This window comes from Oceanicaulis sp. (assembly GCF_965284345.1).
In the GTDB taxonomy this organism is placed as follows: domain Bacteria; phylum Pseudomonadota; class Alphaproteobacteria; order Caulobacterales; family Maricaulaceae; genus Oceanicaulis; species Oceanicaulis alexandrii_A.
In genome coordinates this window covers 2137440-2154365 of sequence record NZ_OZ260073.1, presented here as the reverse complement: position 1 = coordinate 2154365, position 16926 = coordinate 2137440, and the positions used below count along the sequence as shown (strand labels likewise).

20 protein-coding genes and 1 other RNA gene are annotated in these 16926 nt (G+C 63.8%); 13 read left to right on the top strand and 8 right to left on the bottom strand.

The genetic code is table 11. The features are described 5' to 3' along the window. Positions 1 to 25 precede the first annotated feature (25 nt). From ACQ66J_RS10365 to ACQ66J_RS10350, 4 genes are all read left to right on the top strand, one after another. Entirely contained in the window at positions 26 to 1009 is a 984-nt protein-coding gene (locus tag ACQ66J_RS10365) for a flagellar biosynthesis-like protein (FlhF) (protein WP_375549836.1), read from the top strand. Further along, the gene (locus ACQ66J_RS10360) at positions 1006 to 1809 is read left to right on the top strand and encodes an AAA family ATPase (protein WP_430431574.1); all 804 of its coding nucleotides are present in this window, start codon (positions 1006 to 1008) and stop codon (positions 1807 to 1809) included. Before ACQ66J_RS10365 ends, ACQ66J_RS10360 begins: the two co-directional genes overlap by 4 nt. Before the next feature lie 72 nt (positions 1810 to 1881). Further along, positions 1882 to 2208, top strand: a complete 327-nt coding sequence (locus ACQ66J_RS10355) for a hypothetical protein (protein ID WP_375549838.1) — start codon at positions 1882 to 1884, stop codon at positions 2206 to 2208. A 96-nt stretch (positions 2209 to 2304) separates the two neighbouring features. After that, positions 2305 to 2760: a hypothetical protein gene (locus ACQ66J_RS10350; protein ID WP_430431573.1), complete on the top strand. Its 456-nt coding sequence runs from the start codon at positions 2305 to 2307 to the stop codon at positions 2758 to 2760. Positions 2761 to 2835: 75 nt separating this feature from the next. Here the strand turns inward: ACQ66J_RS10350 and ACQ66J_RS10345 are convergent, their stop codons facing one another. Next, positions 2836 to 3558, bottom strand: a complete 723-nt coding sequence (locus ACQ66J_RS10345; protein WP_430431572.1) for a c-type cytochrome — start codon at positions 3556 to 3558, stop codon at positions 2836 to 2838. A 142-nt stretch (positions 3559 to 3700) separates the two neighbouring features. Then, on the bottom strand, positions 3701 to 4573 hold the full coding sequence (gene nudC, locus ACQ66J_RS10340; RefSeq protein WP_430431571.1) for an NAD(+) diphosphatase: 873 nt from the start codon (positions 4571 to 4573) through the stop codon (positions 3701 to 3703). Between the two features lie 185 nt (positions 4574 to 4758). Between nudC and ACQ66J_RS10335 the strand changes: the two genes are divergently transcribed. Both ACQ66J_RS10335 and ACQ66J_RS10330 read left to right on the top strand, forming a co-directional pair. Next, complete coding sequence (locus ACQ66J_RS10335; protein WP_430431570.1) at positions 4759 to 5319, top strand: carboxymuconolactone decarboxylase family protein; 561 nt, start codon at positions 4759 to 4761, stop codon at positions 5317 to 5319. A 236-nt stretch (positions 5320 to 5555) separates the two neighbouring features. Continuing rightward, positions 5556 to 6074 carry a porin family protein gene (locus ACQ66J_RS10330; RefSeq protein ID WP_430431569.1) on the top strand — a complete coding sequence of 173 codons (519 nt, stop codon included), beginning with the start codon at positions 5556 to 5558 and terminating at the stop codon, positions 6072 to 6074. Between the two features lie 63 nt (positions 6075 to 6137). Here ACQ66J_RS10330 and ACQ66J_RS10325 read toward each other — a convergent pair whose 3' ends face one another. Then, on the bottom strand, positions 6138 to 7232 hold the full coding sequence (locus tag ACQ66J_RS10325) for a serine hydrolase domain-containing protein (RefSeq protein ID WP_430431568.1): 1095 nt from the start codon (positions 7230 to 7232) through the stop codon (positions 6138 to 6140). A gap of 80 nt (positions 7233 to 7312) precedes the next feature. On the opposite strand from ACQ66J_RS10325, the gene ACQ66J_RS10320 reads away from it, so the two are divergent. Both ACQ66J_RS10320 and ACQ66J_RS10315 read left to right on the top strand, forming a co-directional pair. Next, positions 7313 to 7858 carry a winged helix-turn-helix domain-containing protein gene (locus tag ACQ66J_RS10320; protein ID WP_430431567.1) on the top strand — a complete coding sequence of 182 codons (546 nt, stop codon included), beginning with the start codon at positions 7313 to 7315 and terminating at the stop codon, positions 7856 to 7858. A gap of 92 nt (positions 7859 to 7950) precedes the next feature. After that, on the top strand, positions 7951 to 8160 hold the full coding sequence (locus tag ACQ66J_RS10315) for a hypothetical protein (protein WP_375549848.1): 210 nt from the start codon (positions 7951 to 7953) through the stop codon (positions 8158 to 8160). Here the strand turns inward: ACQ66J_RS10315 and ACQ66J_RS10310 are convergent. The 3 genes from ACQ66J_RS10310 to ACQ66J_RS10300 all read right to left on the bottom strand — a co-directional run bounded on the left by ACQ66J_RS10310 (position 8157) and on the right by ACQ66J_RS10300 (position 10451). Continuing rightward, positions 8157 to 8483 (bottom strand): hypothetical protein, encoded by a 327-nt coding sequence (locus ACQ66J_RS10310; RefSeq protein ID WP_022701506.1) that lies wholly within the window; start codon positions 8481 to 8483, stop codon positions 8157 to 8159. The two genes, ACQ66J_RS10315 and ACQ66J_RS10310, sit on opposite strands and share 4 nt — an antisense overlap. 166 nt (positions 8484 to 8649) lie before the next feature. Continuing rightward, entirely contained in the window at positions 8650 to 9378 is a 729-nt protein-coding gene (locus tag ACQ66J_RS10305; protein WP_430431566.1) for an autoinducer binding domain-containing protein, read from the bottom strand. A gap of 86 nt (positions 9379 to 9464) precedes the next feature. Then, entirely contained in the window at positions 9465 to 10451 is a 987-nt protein-coding gene (locus tag ACQ66J_RS10300; protein ID WP_430431565.1) for a hypothetical protein, read from the bottom strand. Between the two features lie 188 nt (positions 10452 to 10639). Between ACQ66J_RS10300 and ffs the strand changes: the two genes are divergently transcribed. The 5 genes from ffs to ACQ66J_RS10275 all read left to right on the top strand — a co-directional run bounded on the left by ffs (position 10640) and on the right by ACQ66J_RS10275 (position 15032). Continuing rightward, positions 10640 to 10736: signal recognition particle sRNA small type (gene ffs / locus ACQ66J_RS10295), an RNA gene on the top strand. A gap of 76 nt (positions 10737 to 10812) precedes the next feature. Next, positions 10813 to 12588, top strand: coding sequence for a DNA polymerase III subunit gamma/tau (locus ACQ66J_RS10290; protein WP_430431564.1), 1776 nt, complete (start codon positions 10813 to 10815; stop codon positions 12586 to 12588). Next, a complete protein-coding gene (locus tag ACQ66J_RS10285; protein WP_430431563.1) occupies positions 12585 to 12929 on the top strand; it encodes a YbaB/EbfC family nucleoid-associated protein in 345 nt (114 codons plus the stop codon). The genes ACQ66J_RS10290 and ACQ66J_RS10285 overlap by 4 nt, the downstream gene beginning before the upstream one ends. Before the next feature lie 307 nt (positions 12930 to 13236). Continuing rightward, on the top strand, positions 13237 to 13833 hold the full coding sequence (gene recR / locus ACQ66J_RS10280) for a recombination mediator RecR (protein WP_430431562.1): 597 nt from the start codon (positions 13237 to 13239) through the stop codon (positions 13831 to 13833). Positions 13834 to 14027: 194 nt separating this feature from the next. Then, positions 14028 to 15032 (top strand): alpha/beta hydrolase, encoded by a 1005-nt coding sequence (locus ACQ66J_RS10275; protein ID WP_430431561.1) that lies wholly within the window; start codon positions 14028 to 14030, stop codon positions 15030 to 15032. On the opposite strand, the gene ACQ66J_RS10270 is transcribed toward ACQ66J_RS10275, so the two are convergent. Together ACQ66J_RS10270 and ACQ66J_RS10265 are read right to left on the bottom strand one after the other, a co-directional pair. Next, positions 15033 to 16061, bottom strand: a complete 1029-nt coding sequence (locus ACQ66J_RS10270) for a sensor domain-containing diguanylate cyclase (RefSeq protein ID WP_430431560.1) — start codon at positions 16059 to 16061, stop codon at positions 15033 to 15035. An 80-nt stretch (positions 16062 to 16141) separates the two neighbouring features. Continuing rightward, entirely contained in the window at positions 16142 to 16924 is a 783-nt protein-coding gene (locus ACQ66J_RS10265) for a C40 family peptidase (RefSeq protein WP_430431559.1), read from the bottom strand. Between the last annotated feature and the right edge of the window lie 2 nt (positions 16925 to 16926).

Below are 16926 nucleotides of genomic sequence, written 5' to 3'. Positions count from 1 at the left end.
CGCTGACTAAAGGAGAAATGGCGCGATGCGCCTGCGCACCTTCACAGGACAGACCCTGAGCACCGTCATGGAGCAAGTGCGCCATGAGCTGGGCCCGGACGCGGTGATCATTTCCACCACGGACGCCGCTGACGGCGGGGTGGAAGTGCGCGCGGCCGCCGAGCGCGGCGCGGTTCACGCCAAGGGCGAGACGCCGGAAACCGCTTTGGCGCGCCGCGATCAGGCGCGCACCCAGGCGCGGGGCGAAGCCGATGAAGGCCTGACGAAAATCGCCCGCGCGCTGGGCTGGCACCTGCCGCCTGAGCGCGCGTCTGAAGCGCTGATGGACAGCGCCATGGCGCTTGAGGACGGGGAAGCCACCGCCACCCTGGCCCGGGCGCTCGATCAACGCTATGGCGTGCATCCGCTGGAACCTGATCCGGGTCGCCCGGTGCTGCTGGCCGGACCGCCGGGATCCGGCAAATCCTCCGCCCTCGCCAAGCTGGCCGCGCGCGCCGTCACGCAAGGCCATGCGCCCATGCTGATCAGCGCCGACAGCCGCGCTGGTTCCGCCGAACAGATGACCGCCTATGCCGACGCGCTCGATCTGCCGTTTGAAGGCGTGACCGGCCCGCGTGAATTACGGTCCTTGCTGGAATCAAGCCGCGCCGGCCCCGTCTTGATCGATGTGGCGGGGCTCAACCCGTTTGATCTGGATCAGCTCGATGATCTGGCCGGGCTCGCCGACGCCGCAGACGGTGAAATCGTCGCCGTGCTGGATGCGGGCATGACGCCGGGGGACGCCGAAGACGCCGCCGCCCTGTTCAGCTCGATCGGCGCCGGCCGGGTGATCGCCACCAAGCTCGACATTGCGCGCCGACTGGGCGCATTGCTGGCCTTTGGAGAGGCGGGGCTTGCTTACGCCCAGATCTCCGCCTCGCCCTATATCGGCGACGGGCTGGCGCCCGCGACCGCGCTGCGCCTGTCCAGATTGCTCTTGGAAGACCCCGGAGAGGAGCTCCCGGCATGACCAATTTCGCCACAGACGCCAGCCTGGCGCTCACCGCGCCGCGACAGGCCGGACCGCTGCTCGCCATCGCGTCCGGCAAAGGGGGCGTGGGCAAGACCACGCTCGCCATCGCCATGGCCCACGCTTTCGCCCGCCGCGGCCAGCGCAGCCTGCTGGTGGATGCGGATCTGGGCATGGCCAATGTGGACGTGCAATTGGGCGTCAGCGCCGCCAGTGATCTGGCGTCCGTCGTGGCCGGTGATCTGAGCCTGGCGGAAGCGGTGAATTGTGTGGGCGAAGGCAGTTTCGACCTGATCGCCGGGCCGTCCGGCTCCGCCGCCCTGGCCGGGCTCGACCTTGAAAACGTCAATCGGCTGGCGGCTGGCGTCACCGCCGCCTCCATGGCCTATGATCGCACCTTGATTGATCTCGCCGCCGGGGCGGAGCGCTCCACCATCCGTCTCGCCGCCGCCGCCGACGATGTGCTCATCGTCATCAATGACGAGCCGACCTCGCTGACCGACGCCTATGCCTTCGTGAAAACCCTGCGCATGCGTGATGAAGGCGCCTGTCCGTTCGTGGTGGTCAACAACGCCCCTGATCCCGCGGCCGCCCATAACGCCTATCTGGGCTTCGCCAAGACGTGTGAGAGCTTTCTGGGCTTCCGCCCGCCGCTGGCGGGCATAGTGCGCCGCGATCCGCATGTGCCCCAGGCGATTCGGGCCCAGGTGATGCTGGAATCGCGCTATCCGGCGTCTGACGCCGCCTCTGACATCGCCAAACTCGTGCGAGCGCTGGAGCATGGCGTCGCCGTCAAGTAAGCTGACCATCAAGCCCTGGGGGGCAACACACGCGACAAACGCCTCGATCAGAGGCTGGCGAAGGGGGGACGCATGGCGGGCAATGACGCCTGGAGCCTGTTATGGGCCGGTTTCACACTTTTTGATCTGTCCTTCATCCTCATGGCGGGGATTGTCGCGGCGCTGGCCATGCGACGCTGGGGACAGCTGACCGGCGCGGCCCTTATCGCCTATGCGGTGGACGTCTTGTTGCGCTTCTCGCTGGAGTTCATGAGCGCAGGCGACATGCCGGCCAATTTCGCACTGGACCTCGCCTTCGCCCGCATGGACATGCACGCCCTGTCGGCCGCCCTGCGGCCCTTCTTGTATTTCGGGGCCATCGCCATCCTGTTCGGCGTCAAGAAGCGCTATGGCGGCTGAGGCCGCCGCACGCCTGCATCCAAACCCGGCCTGAGCGTCATCTTATCCATACGTACTGCGCCGCTGGGGCGCAGGCCCGGTATGGAGCGCACCTGAATGCTCATCTCTCTTCTCACCCTCGCCCTGACGCTCCCGCTTGAGGCTGGCGTCACCCTGGGCGCCTCCGAACAGACCAACGCCCCCGCCCTTTCCCGGATCTGCGAGCGCCAGACCCGGCGCACGCTCGACCCGGCGCAGCTGCCGCTGGCGCAATCAAGCCATGTTCAGATCGACTGCCAGGGATATGCGTTTCTCGGCGCGCCGCGCTTGGCCGAGTTCGTCTTCGCCGACGGTTCGCTGACCCATGTGTGGATCCTGGTCGAGGCGACAGAGCTGGATACGCTGGAGATGCAGTTTGCTGCGGCGTACGGCCCGGCGGATGCGCGCGCAGCAGAGTTCAGCGCCTGGTACGAGGCCCGCACCGCCGTGCGCAAGGATGTCCCTGAAGCGCTCTATTACAGCGCGCACGCCGCGCCCCTGTTTGAAGCCTGGTTCAGCGGTCAGGGCGGCTAAACCTGCACTCCCATCAACAAAAAGGGCGCGTCCGGCTGGACGCGCCCTTTTCAGAAATGCTTGGTGCGAAGCCGCTTAAAGCTCTTCGCCGCCTTCAGGCTGCGGCTCGGCCGGCGCGTCGACTTCGATGTCGACATCGCCCATCTCCTCGATCGAAGCTTCCGCTTCATCCAGGGTCTCGACGATCTCAGCGTCAGCAGCCGCTTCGCCCTCGGTCGTAGCGGCGTCAGGCTCGGGAACCGCCAGCGGTTCCGGCAGGTCCAGATCCGAACTGCCCTGTTCACGCATGTAAGCGATCAGATTGATGCGATCTTCCTGGTCCCGCAGACCGGCGAAGCTCATCGCCGTGCCCGGCATGTAGCGGCGCGGGCTTTCCAGGAAGTTGTACATGTTCTCGTACAGCCAGGCGCTGACAGTCTCGCCATACTCTTCCATGGCGCCGGAATAGTTGAAGCCGTCAACGGCGGCGACATCACGGCCCATGACGCCCCAGAGGTGCGGGCCGGTGCCGTCCGCCATGCCGGAGTCGAAAGAGTGGCAGCTGGCGCAGCGGCGCGCCACGCGTTCCCCGGCGGAGATGTCCGCGCTGGCGAGCAGAACGCCGAAATCAACCGGGCCTTCCACTTCTTCCTCGGCGGGCCCGCTGGCGCCCTCGAGGGCGGCGAGATCCACCGGATAGCCGAATTGCTCGGGCTGTTCAGCATGGAACAGGCTGTCGCCCAGCGTCGTCAGCCCTAGAATGACCAGGGCGACCGCCAGGAGAGCGGCAGCCAGTTTATTGAAGAAAAGAGAGCCCATGAGCGTCCTCACCGATCCCTATTGAGACAAATGGAGTGTGCGCGGTGTTTGGCATGCTCCGTCGAAAGAGGCAACCAGTTCACACCGCTTCGAAAGGTATTGCCCAGCTCATTTTGACAAGCGCGACAGGGCGTCGCACTTCTCAGACCGAGTCGGCCGACAGCCATCTTTCTATCAGCATGCGCGCAATTGAGAAGTGCCGGGGCATCATTCGGCTGACTTCGGTGTTGAAAAGCGCGCGCACCTCGTCGCGGGTGAACCAGCGCGCATCCTCCAGGTCATCATCGGGCACAAGGGTTCCCGGCTCCGCCTCCGCCATCAGCCCGATCATCAGCTGGGAGGGGAAGGGCCAGGGCTGGCTGGCCACATACGCCACAGAGGTCACTTTCAGATGGACCTCCTCAGCGACTTCGCGCACGCAGGCGGCTTCAATGGTCTCGCCGGGCTCCATGAACCCCGCCAGGGTGGAATACATGCCTTCAGGCCAGTTCGGTTGCCGGCCCAGCACGCATTGATCGCCCGCATGCACCAGCATGATCACGCTGGGATTGACCCGCGGGAAGTGCTCGGTCCCGCAGCTGGGACAGACCCGTTTGGAGCCCGCATCCGCCACATCCGTGCCGGCGCCGCAATTGGAACAGAACAAATGCTCGCGATGCCACATCAATAGCGAGCGCGCACGCCCTAGCACGCTGGCCATGTCAGGGCGCGCGTCAGCGGCGCTATGCCGAAAGTCAGGCCCTTTGTCCGCTACGCCCGGCTCCAGCGCGGCGGCGAACCAGGGCTGGCCGTCCAGAACGCCGATGAAGATCAGACCGGGCGGTCTCAGGGGCAAACGCGCGGCGTACTTCGCGCGCATGATCAGCGGCCCGCCCTGATCATTCAGCGCCAGATCGCCGCCGGCGAATAAAACAGCCTGCGCCTTGCGATCAGCAAGCTGGCTTTCGATCCAGTCCGGTTTGGACCGGAGCAATCCCGCGTGATCAAGCGCGGCGTCCGTGAAGGTCAGTGTCATGGTGCGCTTCTAGCGCGCATCGCCGCAGTGACGCCAGCCCGAACAGAGCCTCAGATCGTTCGCATTCCTGTGAACACGTGTTGATCGCTCAGAAGCTTCCGCATGGCCGCAGCTTGGCCCATCTGCCCATCGTCACACCGACCCGCGCCGCACATCGCGACGCTGTTCCCCCGATGGAGCCTCCCATGACCGAATTTAACCTGTACGACGAAACCAACGCCCCTGAAGCCGCCCGCTCGATTCTGAACACCGCCAAGGGCGCGTTCGGCTTTGTGCCGAACCTTCTGGGCACGCTGGCGGAAAGCCCAGCCGCAGCCGAAGCCTATCTCACCCTCGCCGGCATTGTGGACAAGACCAGCCTCAGCCCGGCCGAGCGCCAGATCGTGCTTCTGACGGTGTCGTATGAAAACACCTGCCATTACTGCATGGCGGCGCACTCCACCCTGGCGGGCGGCGCTGGCGTCGATGCGGCGACCCTTGACGCCCTGCGCTCTGGCGCGGCCCTGCCGGATGCGCGTCAGGACGCGCTGGCTCAGTTCGCCCGCACACTGGTGCAAGAACGCGGCTACGCCAGCGAGGCCGACATCAAGGCCTTCCTGGACGCCGGCTTCACCAAGGCGAACATCTTCGACGTCATCACCGCCACCGCGCTGAAGACCATCTCCAATTACGCCAACCACGTCGCCGAGACCCCGGTTGATGAGGCGTTCGAGCCGCAAAGCTGGACCCGGCCGGAAGCCGCCTGATCCTTGCCGAAACGTTAACAAGGTTATGCCGTGACGGAATTCGGGCGAGGTTTCGTCACGGCCTCGCCCCACTTCGCCACCGCTTGGCCATAGTGCGTCGCCTAAGTGCAACACTGCGTATTTTCACGCATTTTCAGCCTCAGTTTACGTCTTGTAAGACCTGGTTTCGAGGCGCAGCTATAGGCGCGGGCTGGGCCTAGAACCGCGATCAAAAGCGTCACAGAAAGACAAAAACCATGCAAAAGACGATCCTCCTCTCCACCGCCGCCGCCCTGCTGATCGCTGGCGGCGCTTCCGCTCAAGACTCCCAATGGCATCTGGGCGCCGGTTACACCTATTTTGACGCCTCCGATGTTGAGCTCGACGTGATCAATGTGCGCGGCGGCTACGACATCACCGAGTATTTCGGCGTTGAAGGCGAGCTGCTGGTCGGCCTCGAAGACGAAGACGTCACCATTGGCGCCGTGTCCGGCGATGTGGGCCTGGATTACGGCCTCGGCGTCTTCGCCAAGGCGCAATACCCGCTGGCTGAGCAAGTCTCCGTCTACGGTCGTCTGGGCTACGCCTATCATGAGCTCGACGCCTCCATCGCCAGCGCTCAGTTTGAAGACAGCTCTGACGCATTTGCGTTCGGCGGCGGTCTGGAATGGACGGTCTCCGGCCCGAACGCCGTGCGTCTGGACTACACCCGCTATGAGTATGAAGGCGACGGCGACGCCGACGCGTTCTCCATCGGCTATGTGCGCCGCTTCTAAGCGCTCCGTACTGTCGACACGCGAACGGGCGCGGCCAGCTGGCCGCGCCCGTTTTGCATGCCCCTAACGCGCGTCAAACCAGACCGCGCTCAGATGCTGTTCCACCTGATCCGCCGTGACCTGCCACTGATTGGATAAGGCGACCAGCGTCAGCCCGTCATCGGCATAGCTGCGCCAATGGGCGTTGAACCGGCGTGAGCCGCCATTGTGCCAGTAGATCCGCCCGCGCTCAGGATCGTCCTCGACCACTAGCCCATAGCCGTAATAAGAGCGGCCCGCCTGATCCTCGGCCTGATAGGGCTGATGGGCGCGCGCCACGGCTTCGGGCGCTGTCAGCTCGCCCGCTTGATAGGCCAGACGCCAGGCCATCAGCTCGCGTGCGCTGGACGTCAGCCCGCCATTGCCGATCAGGGTCCAGCCGGGCGGATGCCCGCCCCAGGACGCCTCGTCCAGAGCCAGACCATCCTCGAAAATGATCATCTGATCGCGGTCCGCCGCCAGGGCGTACCCGGTTGAGTCGATCCCCGCCCGCGCCAGATATGACATCAGCAAAGCCTCATAGCTTTGCCCGGTCACAGCCTCGAGCATCTGCGCGACGAGCGAATAGCCCAGATTGGAATAGAAATAGCCCTGGCCGGGCTCAAACCGCAGCTCGGTCTGATACAGGCGGGCCCGTTGGGTCTCGGCGTCAAGCGCTTCGGCGTCCTCGCCCACCACGTCCACCAGACCGGCGCTATGGGTGAGCAGCTGATGCAGTGTGAGGCCGTTAAACGGTGTCGGCGCATCACCAAACACCTCGCCAAACCGGGTGTCGGGCGCCAATAGGCCCTGATCGATCAGGTCCGCGGCGATCATGCCGGTCAGGGTTTTGGTCACCGAAGCGATATCGAACTGGGTATCGAGGTCAATCGGGCGGCCTTGAGCCGGGTCGGCGAGGCCGGCCGTCCCGCTCCAGATCGTTTCACCATCAAGAGCGAGGATCACAACCCCCGTGAAGCCGTCCTCCACCAGAGCTTCGAACTGCGCCTGCAGACGGGTCTGAACAGTCTCGAACTGCACCTGCGGGCGGGTTTGGACGTCCGGTGCGATTTCAGCGCAGACCGCAACAGAGGGCAAACCTGCCAGGGCCAGGAGCGATATGATAACGTGTTTATTCATCAGAGGCCTTCCTTGAGATAGAACAGGGCTCTGGATGCCGTCCCCCGCCCTGACCGACCTGACGAAAACCTGACCGAAACATGTCGACGCCCAACGCCCCTGCCCCTTTGCGCCGGTTTCAGCTCGGCGACGCCATCTGCAATCTGGATGACAACACCCTGACTCATGACGGGGTGAGTCTCAGGCTGGAGCCCCGACTGGCGGGTCTTTTGAGCGTGCTGGCGCAACAGGCCGGACAGACGATCAGCCGCTCGGACCTTCTGGCTCTGGTCTGGGACGAGGATGGCAGCGATGAAGCGCTGACCCAGGCTGTCTCGCGCTTGCGACGCGGGCTGGGCGACAAGGCGCTGATCGAAACCGTGCCGCGGATCGGCTATCGACTGAGCCAGACGCCGCGTCCGATTGAGCCTGCCCCTGTCACGCCCCCCGGACTGGCGCTCTGGCGCGATCTGCCGAACCGGCTCGCGCCGTTCCGTGGCGTCCTGGTCGCGCTGGCCGCCGGCATGGCGGGCGCGGTCATCGTTTTGATGGCTATGGGGCGCGACACCGCGCTTGAGCAGGAATTTGAGATCCAGAACGCTCAGGATAGCGAGATCGAATTCATTCCCCAAGGCGAGACACCCTGAACTGCAACATGATCGCCGCGGCCCATTTCAGGGCTGGACAAGCCGCGAGTCACTCTTGAGAATGAGAATGGTTCGCAATTAGGAGAGTCGCCATGGCCAGCGCAGTTCTGGAATTTTCAAACGCCCACCGAGTCCCGATCGCGCCGTCCGTCACCGACTGGCTCGACAGCCAGGCGCGCGTCGTCGATATCTGGATTGATCGTCTGGTGGCGGAAGGCGGGGATGTCAGCCTGATCGCGGTGCTGGATCAACATGCCGCATTCTTGCGCGAAGCGCTGGAGCGCAGCACGGATCGCATCTAGGCGGCGGAGCTGATCAGCTCTGCGTAGAAATCGTTGTCATAGTCCGCTTGCGCGGCCAGTTCTTCTCGCCCGCTCAGCTTCACGGCGTCGCGGAAGGCGGAATAGATCAGGCGGTCAGACAGACTCATTTCACGTTCGGCGTCGCCCTGTCCGCGGATCCGCACCCAGCGCCAGATCGCCAGTTTGATGGCGATACTGTCCCAGTCAGACGCTTTTTGCGCGCTGACTGCCGGGATAAGATGAGCCAGATCAGGATTTTCACCGTCCAATTTCATCTGCTTGAATTGCTCAAAGACAAATTGGATGAACTCATGATCGTTCAAACACACACTCCGATACAGGTCGCTGACGGTTTTTCGCCGGAGGCGCGGGTATAGTTAAATTTGACTGGAGGTCACGTCCCGTAATTCAGGGACCAATAGGGGCGCAGCGGCCCTATTCGATGCACAATTTCGCCTTAATGACGTACGCAATGTAAGGTGAAAGCGATTAAAACGTTATCAAACCAGCTCTTAGAGACTTAAGCACAGCGGCGATCCGGTTTGAAGCCCCTAATTTTCTGAAGGCACGCCGCATGACCGTATCCACAGTGTGCGGCGAAATTCCAAGAATATCGGCGATCACCGCATTGCTCTTGCCGCGCGCCAGCCAGTGCAGCACCTCCACCTCGCGCTCGGACAGGTTTGGCGGCGTCAGCGCCTTGCGCTTCTGCAGCGTGAGCGTACGAGCATAAAGCTCGTTACAGGCGTGCTGCAGGCATCGGCACTCCATCGCTGACAGATCAAAAGGCGCGCTGAACCGGCCACAGGCCACATAAGCGGCGAGCCCGGCGGGGCCGAAAATGGGCGTGGTCAACCCGTCCACGAATCCACTCTCACGCAACAAGTCAAAGATGCGCTGGCTGAACCGGGTGATCGGCGTGGTCTGTTCGACTTCAAACCAGAATTGGGGATGCAGCGCCATCGCCGCCTGGCTGGTGACCGGATCATGCTCAAACAGACGCTCGCGCAGATAGGCGTCCTTCATCAGATCGGGAAAGGTGTTGTACTCAAACTGGTTGTCGGCGTCAGACGCCTCAAACGGGCTGGGCAGGATCTGATACCCGATTGCTTCAACGCCGAAAGGTTCGACATAGTGCTCGAACAGACGGCACAGCGCCTCAACGCTTGTCGCCTCAGCGCTTTCCGCCATGAAATCGAGCAGCGTCCCCGCCATCATCACACCCCGTTCCCGTGGTCATGATGATATGCCGCACGCGCAGATGGCAAGGGCGCACATCGCCCAAGCCTTTCCGCGTCATCGCTCTATTGGGCGTCCGCGCCCGCCTGATCGTAATATCGGGTCTGGCTGAGCACCCTGACAGGGTCGGTGATGTTCAGAAGTTCGATCAGGGCCTGATCGGGGTCGTCTGCGCGGGTCACGTAATCAGCCACGATCTGGCGTCCCATCCAATAGCCCAGCTCATAGGGCCAGCCATCAGGGGCGCGACCGGCATTGGCGTGCCAGCGCGTCAGCGCCGTCGCGGCCTCCGGCGGCAGGTTTCCATAGCTCGCGCCCGCTTCTGCGGCCGCCTTGAGAATGCGGCGATCCTGCGCGAACTCCGGCCAGAGCCAGTCTTCATTCTCCACCGCCCAGTCATGTCGGCTCTGGGTGGGGACCTGCCCGGTCACCCTCAAGGACACATAGTCCGCCTGCCCTTCCAGCAGCGACATGTAGAGCAGGGGATCGCGCGCAAAGGCATCCATGTTCTGGGTCTGCAGGGCGTGGACCGCCTCATGAGCGAAGAAAAACCGGAAGATCGAACGGATATCCGCTTCCTCCACCCCAACACGGCAAATCACTTCGAGCCCCAGCACCAACGCGTCGGAGGCTGCGGTGCCGCCCGAATTGCCTGCGCCGAAGACCACATGGATCTCAGGCAGGTCTCGACCGGGGAAGAGCGGCTGCATGGCGGCGTAGGTCTCTTGCAGCTCGGCGTTCATCGACTCCGCGATGGGCAGGCAGACCTCGATCCCCCGGCGATACGCCTCAGGATCCTCGGCCACAGCGCGGGCCAGATTGTCCGCGTTCTGGATACGGCTGGGCGTGAACACCTCAACGCCCCGACCAGCGCCGTCGAGATACTCAGCCTGCAACAGCGCTGCATCGAGCGCGCCGTCATGGGCGTCAAACAGCGCGGCGAACCGGTGGGCGTCCACCGATTGAACATGGGGGGCGTCTTCTTGCGCCAGGGCAGGCAGGCTCGCGCCCAGGCTCACGCTGAGGGCGAATACACAGATCTTCAGGCTCATCTTGACCGTCTTTCGTGTCTTTTTCTTTCAACCAGTTCTGGTCAGCGACGGATCTGAACGCCCGTTCCCCGCCAGAGCCGTCCAGTCGAGCGCAGTCGGGCATGGATGAAAAGTGAAAATCTGGCAAGCTGTGGACATCTGCCCGCGCGTCTTGCGTTTACCCGCCTCAATCGCGATATTGCAGACAGGAAGGCCGGCGGCGGACGAGCCCCTCGCCAACCCGGTCAGGTCCGGAAGGAAGCAGCCGTAACGAGTTTCGGTTCGGGTCGCCGTCCGGTCTTCCGCCGTCTTCCGCGTCAGTTTATCCCCCGCAGCCCTCGAGCCTTGGGCGCGCGGCCCGCGCGAAGGACTTTCTCCTGTGATGGATGATCCCCACTCCGACGCGCCTGAATCAGAAGCGCCAGAGGCCTATGACGGCCCGGCCCTGCCTGGTCTTGAGCCTGAACCGCCCCAGGAGGATCCCGGTTATCAGGTGCTTGCGCGCAAATACCGCCCCCAGACCTTTGACGACCTGATCGGCCAGGAGCCGATGGTGCGCACGCTGACCAATGCGTTCGCCTCGGGCCGGATCGCTCACGCCTATATGATGACGGGCGTGCGCGGGGTGGGCAAAACCACCACGGCGCGCCTGATCGCGCGGGCGCTGAACTATGAGACTGACACGGTAAACCAGCCTTCGATCACCCTCACCCCGCCGGGCCGGCATTGCGACGCCATTGCGCGCTCGGCTCATGTGGACGTGATGGAGATGGACGCCGCATCCCGCACCGGCATTTCCGACATCCGCGAGATTCTCGACGGGGTGCGCTATGCGCCCGTCAGCGCGCGCTACAAGGTCTATATCATTGACGAGGTGCACATGCTGTCCACCTCAGCCTTCAACGCGCTTCTGAAAACGCTCGAGGAACCGCCCGAGCATGTGAAGTTCATCTTCGCCACCACCGAGATCCGCAAAGTGCCCGTGACGGTGCTGTCGCGCTGCCAGCGTTTTGACCTCAAGCGGGTGGACCGCGAGGTTCTGACCGATCATCTGGCGCGCATCTGCGACAAAGAGAACACCAGCGTCGACCGCGACGGCCTGGCCGCCATCGCCCGCGCCGCCGAAGGCTCGGTGCGCGATGCGCTGTCGCTGCTGGATCAGGCGATCGTGCAGGCCGACCGGGGCGAGACCGTCACCGCCCAGCAGATCCGCGACATGCTCGGCCTCGCTGATCGCTCGCGCGTGCTGGACCTTCTGGAAGCCGCCCTTGAAAACCGCGCCAAGGATGCGCTGGACGAGCTGCGCCACCAGTATGACTCTGGCGCCGACCCGCAGGTTCTGATGCGTGATCTTCTGGATCATCTGCACGCGGTCAGCCGCATCAAGGCGGCGGGCAAGGACGCGGATCTGGGCGAGGCGCAGGAAACCGTGGACCGGCTGGCGAAGCTCGCCGAGGCCCATTCCCTCGCCTCCCTCGGGCGGCTGTGGAAGACGACGCTGACCGGGCTCGATGATGTGCGCAACGCGCCCGACCCGGTCTCGGCGGCGGAAATGGCGGTCATTCGCCTGATGGCCGCGGCCAGCCTGCCGAGCCCTGAAGACGCCGCCCGCCTGCTCGCCGGGATCGCCCCGTCAGGCGGTGGGGCAAACCCTAAGACCGGTTCGGAGGGCTCAGCGCCGTCCGGACCGCACTCCGCTCACGCCCCAACACCCCAAACCGCGCCTGAGCCTGAACCGATAGGGCCCAAAGATCTCGACGCGATGATCGCGATGATCGACGCGGCGCGCGATATCGGGCTGAAGCTTGATGTGGAGCGCTGTTTCCGCCCGGTCTCGATGAAGCCCGGCGCCATTGTGTTCGAACCCACCGAAAACGCGCCCAGCAATCTGGGCGGCCGCATCGCCGCGTTTTTGCAAGAGCAGACCGGCGAGCGCTGGCTGGTGGATTCAAAGCCCAACACAAAGGGCGGCGAGACCATCGCGGAGCGCCGCGCGCGCCTGCATGAAGAACGCATGGACGCCATCCGGCGCGACCCGGCCATGATCAAGGCGCTGACCCTGTTTCCGGGGGCGGAGATCATCACCGTTGACGAAGCGCCGGAGCTCCCCACATCTGACGATGACGACAACGCTGCGCGGCAGGAGAACTCGCGATGAAAGACCTTGGCGGGCTGATGAAAAAAGCCCAGGAAATGCAGGCCAAAATGGCCGAAGCCCAGGAACGCCTGGACACGCTGGAAGTGACCGGCGAAGCCGGCGCGGGCCTGGTGAAGCTGACCCTCACCGCCAAGGGCGAGATGCGCGGGCTTCAGATCGACAAATCCGTCATCGATCCCGAAGACCCGTCCATGCTGGAAGACCTGATCAAGGCCGCCCATAACGACGCCAAGCGCAAGGCCGACAAGGCCCAGGCCGACGCCATGAGCGACGCCACCAAGGGCATGGGCCTGCCCCCGGGGATTGATCTGCCCTTCGGCACCAAGCCGGGACCGTTTTAGGGCTTTTCTCTTTTTCCCTCTTTCCCGGCGAAGGCCGGGATCCAGAGCCGGACGCGCAGCACTCGATGATCTCTGCGCCCCGGCCTTCGCCAGGGAAGAAATTTCAAGTCAACCGCCTCAAAATGTCATCCCCCGCTTCATGCGGGGGATCCATTCCGGTTGTTCCGATCACAGGTCACGGCATGGATTCACCGGATAAACCGGTGAATGACAGAGTGAGTGATAGCCCCCCTTGCTCAGCCTTTCGCTTGGTCTAAACGCTCGCTACGCCCTACCCTCACATCCGTGATTCCCAATCGAGGCCTCCATGTCCGCTGGTCCTGAAATCGAGCGTCTGATCCAGCTTCTGTCCAAGCTGCCCGGGCTGGGGCCGCGGTCTGCACGGCGCGCCTCGCTGTCATTGCTGCAAAAGCGCGAGCAATTGATGATGCCGCTGGCGGACGCTCTGGCCGAGGCGGCGGAGAAGATCAGCGCCTGCTCGACCTGCGGCAATCTTGACGTCACCGATCCGTGCGCGGTGTGCAGCGACCACCGCCGCGATGACAGCGTCATCTGCGTCGTCGAAACGGTCGGTGATCTGTGGGCGCTCGAACGCGCCAGCGCCTTTCGCGGCCGCTATCATGTACTGGGCGGGGTTTTGTCTGCGCTCGACGGCGTGGGGCCTGAAGACCTGAATGTGGCCAGGCTGATCGAGCGGGCGGGCCGTGAGGACGTCAAGGAAATCATCCTGGCGCTGAACGCCACAGTGGACGGCCAGACCACCGCCCATTTCCTCGCCGACAAGCTGGCCGAGGCGAGCGTGGACATCACCTCGCTGGCGCGCGGCGTGCCGGTGGGCGGCGAGCTCGATTATCTCGACGACGGCACGCTGACCGCGGCGTTCCGGTCGCGCCGTCCGGCCTGATCAGTCTCCTCATTACCCGCTGTCATCCTCTTTCCCCGCGCAGGCGGGGACCCAGAGACCGATGCAAGGCGCTCGATAGTCTCTGGGCCCCGGCCTTCGCCGGGGAAGAGAGGGTGTGTGAGTCTGCGACCTGAAACCCCACTTGATCTTGGCGCCCAACCCGCCTGTCATGGCGCTTCAACTCAGGAGCCCTCATGACCCGCCGCACCACGCACCCCGCCGGAAAAGTCACCCGCATCACGGTCCAGTCGAAACTGCTTGAAGGCAATCTTCTGGGTGATCCGACCGAGCGGCACATTGATGTCTATACGCCGCACGGCCATGACGGGGCGGGCCTGCCGCTTCTGGTGGATCTGGCGGGCTATACCGGGTCGGGGCTGAGCCATTCAGCGTGGAAGAATTTCGGCGAAAACCTGCCTGAGCGCCTCGACCGGCTGATCGGCGACGGCGTGCTGCCGCCGGTGGTGGTGGCCATGCCCGATTGCTTCACCCGTCTGGGCGGCAACCAGTATGTGAACTCGTCAGTCATGGGGCCGTGGGAGGACATCCTGATCACCGAATTCGTGCCCGCAGTGGAAGCGCGGTTTCAGTGCGGCGGCGCGGGCCAGCGCGGGGTCTTCGGCAAAAGCTCGGGCGGGTATGGATCGATCGTCCACGCGCTCAAGCATAACGAATTCTGGGCGGCGGCGGCGTGTCATTCCGGCGATATGGCGTTTGAGCTGTGCTATGCGCGCGATTTTCCCGCGGCCCTGCGCGCGCTCGCCAAGCATGGCTCGGTTGAGGCGTTCATCGAACAGCTTGAAACCAGCCCCAAGCCCAAGGGCGATGATATTCACGCCCTGATGACGTTTGCGATGGCGGCGACCTATGATCCCGATCCCAGCCAGCCCTTCGGCGTGCGCCTGCCGGTGAGTCTGGATACGAGTGAGCGCATAGAGGCGCTGTGGTCCAACTGGCTGGACTGGGACCCTCTGACCCTGGTGGAGAGCCATCATGCGGGCCTGAACGACCTCAAGGCGCTGTTTATCGATTGTGGCGATGTGGACCAGTACGATCTGGTCTATGGCGCGCGGCGGCTGACCCGGCGTCTGACAGAGCTGGGCGTGAAGCACCGCTATGAAGAATTCCCAGACACCCATTCCGGCATTGATTATCGCATGGATGTCAGCCTGCCCTATCTGGCGAACGCCCTGATTTGATCAGGCGCTGTCAGGGTAGATATTGGCGGCCACCTGCCCCACTTCCAGCCGGTTCCGGCCCGCCTCCTTGGCCCGGTAGAGCGCCCGGTCGGCCAGTTCGATCAGATCATCCGGCGATAGCGCATAGGAAAACAGCGGCGCGACGCCGAAGCTGGCGGTGACCCGCACCTCGTCGCCATTGGGCGCGGTCAGATGGATGGCTTCAATGGCCCGGCGGCAGCGTTCGGCGGCGACCACCGCCTGATCAAGCGCGCATTCGGTGAACAGGAGCACGAATTCCTCGCCCCCCAGTCGACCCAGCCTGGACCCGGCCCGGACATGATCGAGACAAGCGTTGACCACGGTCCGGATCACCAAATCACCGAAGGCGTGGCCATAGGTGTCGTTGATGCGCTTGAACTTGTCGATATCAAACAAGGCGATCGTCAACAAATTGGCGTTGCGCGCCGCACGCTGGATCTCTTCGTCGACCGTCATCATCCAGTAGCGGCGCGACATCACCCCGGTCAGGGAGTCGGTGCCCGCTTCCAGGCGCAATTCAAGTTCATCCACCACCAGCTTGGCGAACTTTGTCAGCAGCTTGATTTCATGGTCGGCGAAGTCGCGCGGCTTGGTGTCGATCGCGCACAGCGTGCCGATCTGATAGCCGTCGGGGGATACAAGCGGCACGCCGGCATAGGCCTTGATGTGCGGCTGCCCGGTGACCATGGGATTATCGGCGAAGCGCGGATCTGCAGTCGCATCCGCCACGATCAGCGGCTCGGTCTGCTGGATCGTGTAATTGCAAAACGCGGCGTCGCGCGCGCTTTCACACACGCTCACCCCCCGCCGCGCCTTGAACCATTGACGGTCAGCGTCCAGCAGAGTCACCGCGCAGATCGGCGTCTCCAGAATGTCCTCGATCAAGGAGACGATGGTCTCAAACGGACGTTCCGGACCCGTATCCAGAACCTGATACCGATGCAACGCCGCAAGACGTCCCGGTTCATCACCCAGTTTCACTTTGCCGAGCAAAGACGTCTCCTTCATCCATGCAGTTCTGGAAGACACGGCACGGACTATGACACACGCAATTTGATCAAGCTTTAATCAACAGGATGAACGAAGCCCTAGCCCACCCGATAGACGCCGGTCGGCGGCGCGTAATGAAAGGCGATCCGGCGCGCGGCGCGGGACAGGTTCTCAGCCACAGTCATCATGTGATGGCCATTGGCGTGCAACAGCGTTTCAGCGTCCGTCATCACGCCCACATGTCCTGGCCAGAACACCAGATCCCCGCGCTCCAGCCCGCTGAAATCCTCGGTCAGCTCGACAGCCCGGCCATTGGCTTTCGCCCAGGCTTCCTGCGGGCCGGAATCGCGCGGGATGAAGCGCCCCGCCGCTTCCATGGCGGTCTGGATCAGGCCCGAACAATCGAGCCCCAGGCTTTCCTTGCCGCCCCACAGATAGGGCGTGTGCACAAACCGCTCGGCGACGGCGACCCAGTCGGGCTCGACCTCATCCCCCACAGCGCGCAAATGCCCGTCAAACACCCAGCCCATGCGCTGCGCCTCAATGAAGCGCCCTTCGCGCCGGGCGCCGACGACCTTGGCGTTCATCGAGATCAGGCAGACCGGCGCGCTTTTCAGATCCGGCTCTGAATAGACATAGGTGCGCAGCGCCTTGACGGTGTGGGTCGGGATCAGGGCCGGGGCGGACAGCGTCGCCATATCCACCCAGCCTTCATACCCGTCGAGCGAGGCTACGCCCCGGCCCCAGCCATTCGCCTCTTCAACCACCTCAAAGGCTTCGCCCGCGAGCAGCTGGGTATCCATCGGTCCGTCCTCGGCCGGCGTACGACGTAGCGCCGAGACCCCGGCTGTGACCTGATAGACAGTGGAGGCGGCGCTCATGG

Excerpts from the sequence above, each read along its gene's own strand:
- ACQ66J_RS10365 (WP_375549836.1), top strand. The coding sequence starts at position 26 with ATGCGCCTGCGCACCTTCACAGGACAGACCCTGAGCACCGTCATGGAG.
- ACQ66J_RS10360 (WP_430431574.1), top strand. The coding sequence starts at position 1,006 with ATGACCAATTTCGCCACAGACGCCAGCCTGGCGCTCACCGCGCCGCGA.
- ACQ66J_RS10355 (WP_375549838.1), top strand. The coding sequence starts at position 1,882 with ATGGCGGGCAATGACGCCTGGAGCCTGTTATGGGCCGGTTTCACACTT.
- ACQ66J_RS10350 (WP_430431573.1), top strand. The coding sequence starts at position 2,305 with ATGCTCATCTCTCTTCTCACCCTCGCCCTGACGCTCCCGCTTGAGGCT.
- ACQ66J_RS10345 (WP_430431572.1), bottom strand. The coding sequence starts at position 3,558 with ATGGGCTCTCTTTTCTTCAATAAACTGGCTGCCGCTCTCCTGGCGGTC.
- nudC (WP_430431571.1), bottom strand. The coding sequence starts at position 4,573 with ATGACACTGACCTTCACGGACGCCGCGCTTGATCACGCGGGATTGCTC.
- ACQ66J_RS10335 (WP_430431570.1), top strand. The coding sequence starts at position 4,759 with ATGACCGAATTTAACCTGTACGACGAAACCAACGCCCCTGAAGCCGCC.
- ACQ66J_RS10330 (WP_430431569.1), top strand. The coding sequence starts at position 5,556 with ATGCAAAAGACGATCCTCCTCTCCACCGCCGCCGCCCTGCTGATCGCT.
- ACQ66J_RS10325 (WP_430431568.1), bottom strand. The coding sequence starts at position 7,232 with ATGAATAAACACGTTATCATATCGCTCCTGGCCCTGGCAGGTTTGCCC.
- ACQ66J_RS10320 (WP_430431567.1), top strand. The coding sequence starts at position 7,313 with ATGTCGACGCCCAACGCCCCTGCCCCTTTGCGCCGGTTTCAGCTCGGC.
- ACQ66J_RS10315 (WP_375549848.1), top strand. The coding sequence starts at position 7,951 with ATGGCCAGCGCAGTTCTGGAATTTTCAAACGCCCACCGAGTCCCGATC.
- ACQ66J_RS10305 (WP_430431566.1), bottom strand. The coding sequence starts at position 9,378 with ATGATGGCGGGGACGCTGCTCGATTTCATGGCGGAAAGCGCTGAGGCG.
- ACQ66J_RS10300 (WP_430431565.1), bottom strand. The coding sequence starts at position 10,451 with ATGAGCCTGAAGATCTGTGTATTCGCCCTCAGCGTGAGCCTGGGCGCG.
- ACQ66J_RS10290 (WP_430431564.1), top strand. The coding sequence starts at position 10,813 with ATGGATGATCCCCACTCCGACGCGCCTGAATCAGAAGCGCCAGAGGCC.
- ACQ66J_RS10285 (WP_430431563.1), top strand. The coding sequence starts at position 12,585 with ATGAAAGACCTTGGCGGGCTGATGAAAAAAGCCCAGGAAATGCAGGCC.
- recR (WP_430431562.1), top strand. The coding sequence starts at position 13,237 with ATGTCCGCTGGTCCTGAAATCGAGCGTCTGATCCAGCTTCTGTCCAAG.
- ACQ66J_RS10275 (WP_430431561.1), top strand. The coding sequence starts at position 14,028 with ATGACCCGCCGCACCACGCACCCCGCCGGAAAAGTCACCCGCATCACG.
- ACQ66J_RS10270 (WP_430431560.1), bottom strand. The coding sequence starts at position 16,061 with ATGAAGGAGACGTCTTTGCTCGGCAAAGTGAAACTGGGTGATGAACCG.
- ACQ66J_RS10265 (WP_430431559.1), bottom strand. The coding sequence starts at position 16,924 with ATGAGCGCCGCCTCCACTGTCTATCAGGTCACAGCCGGGGTCTCGGCG.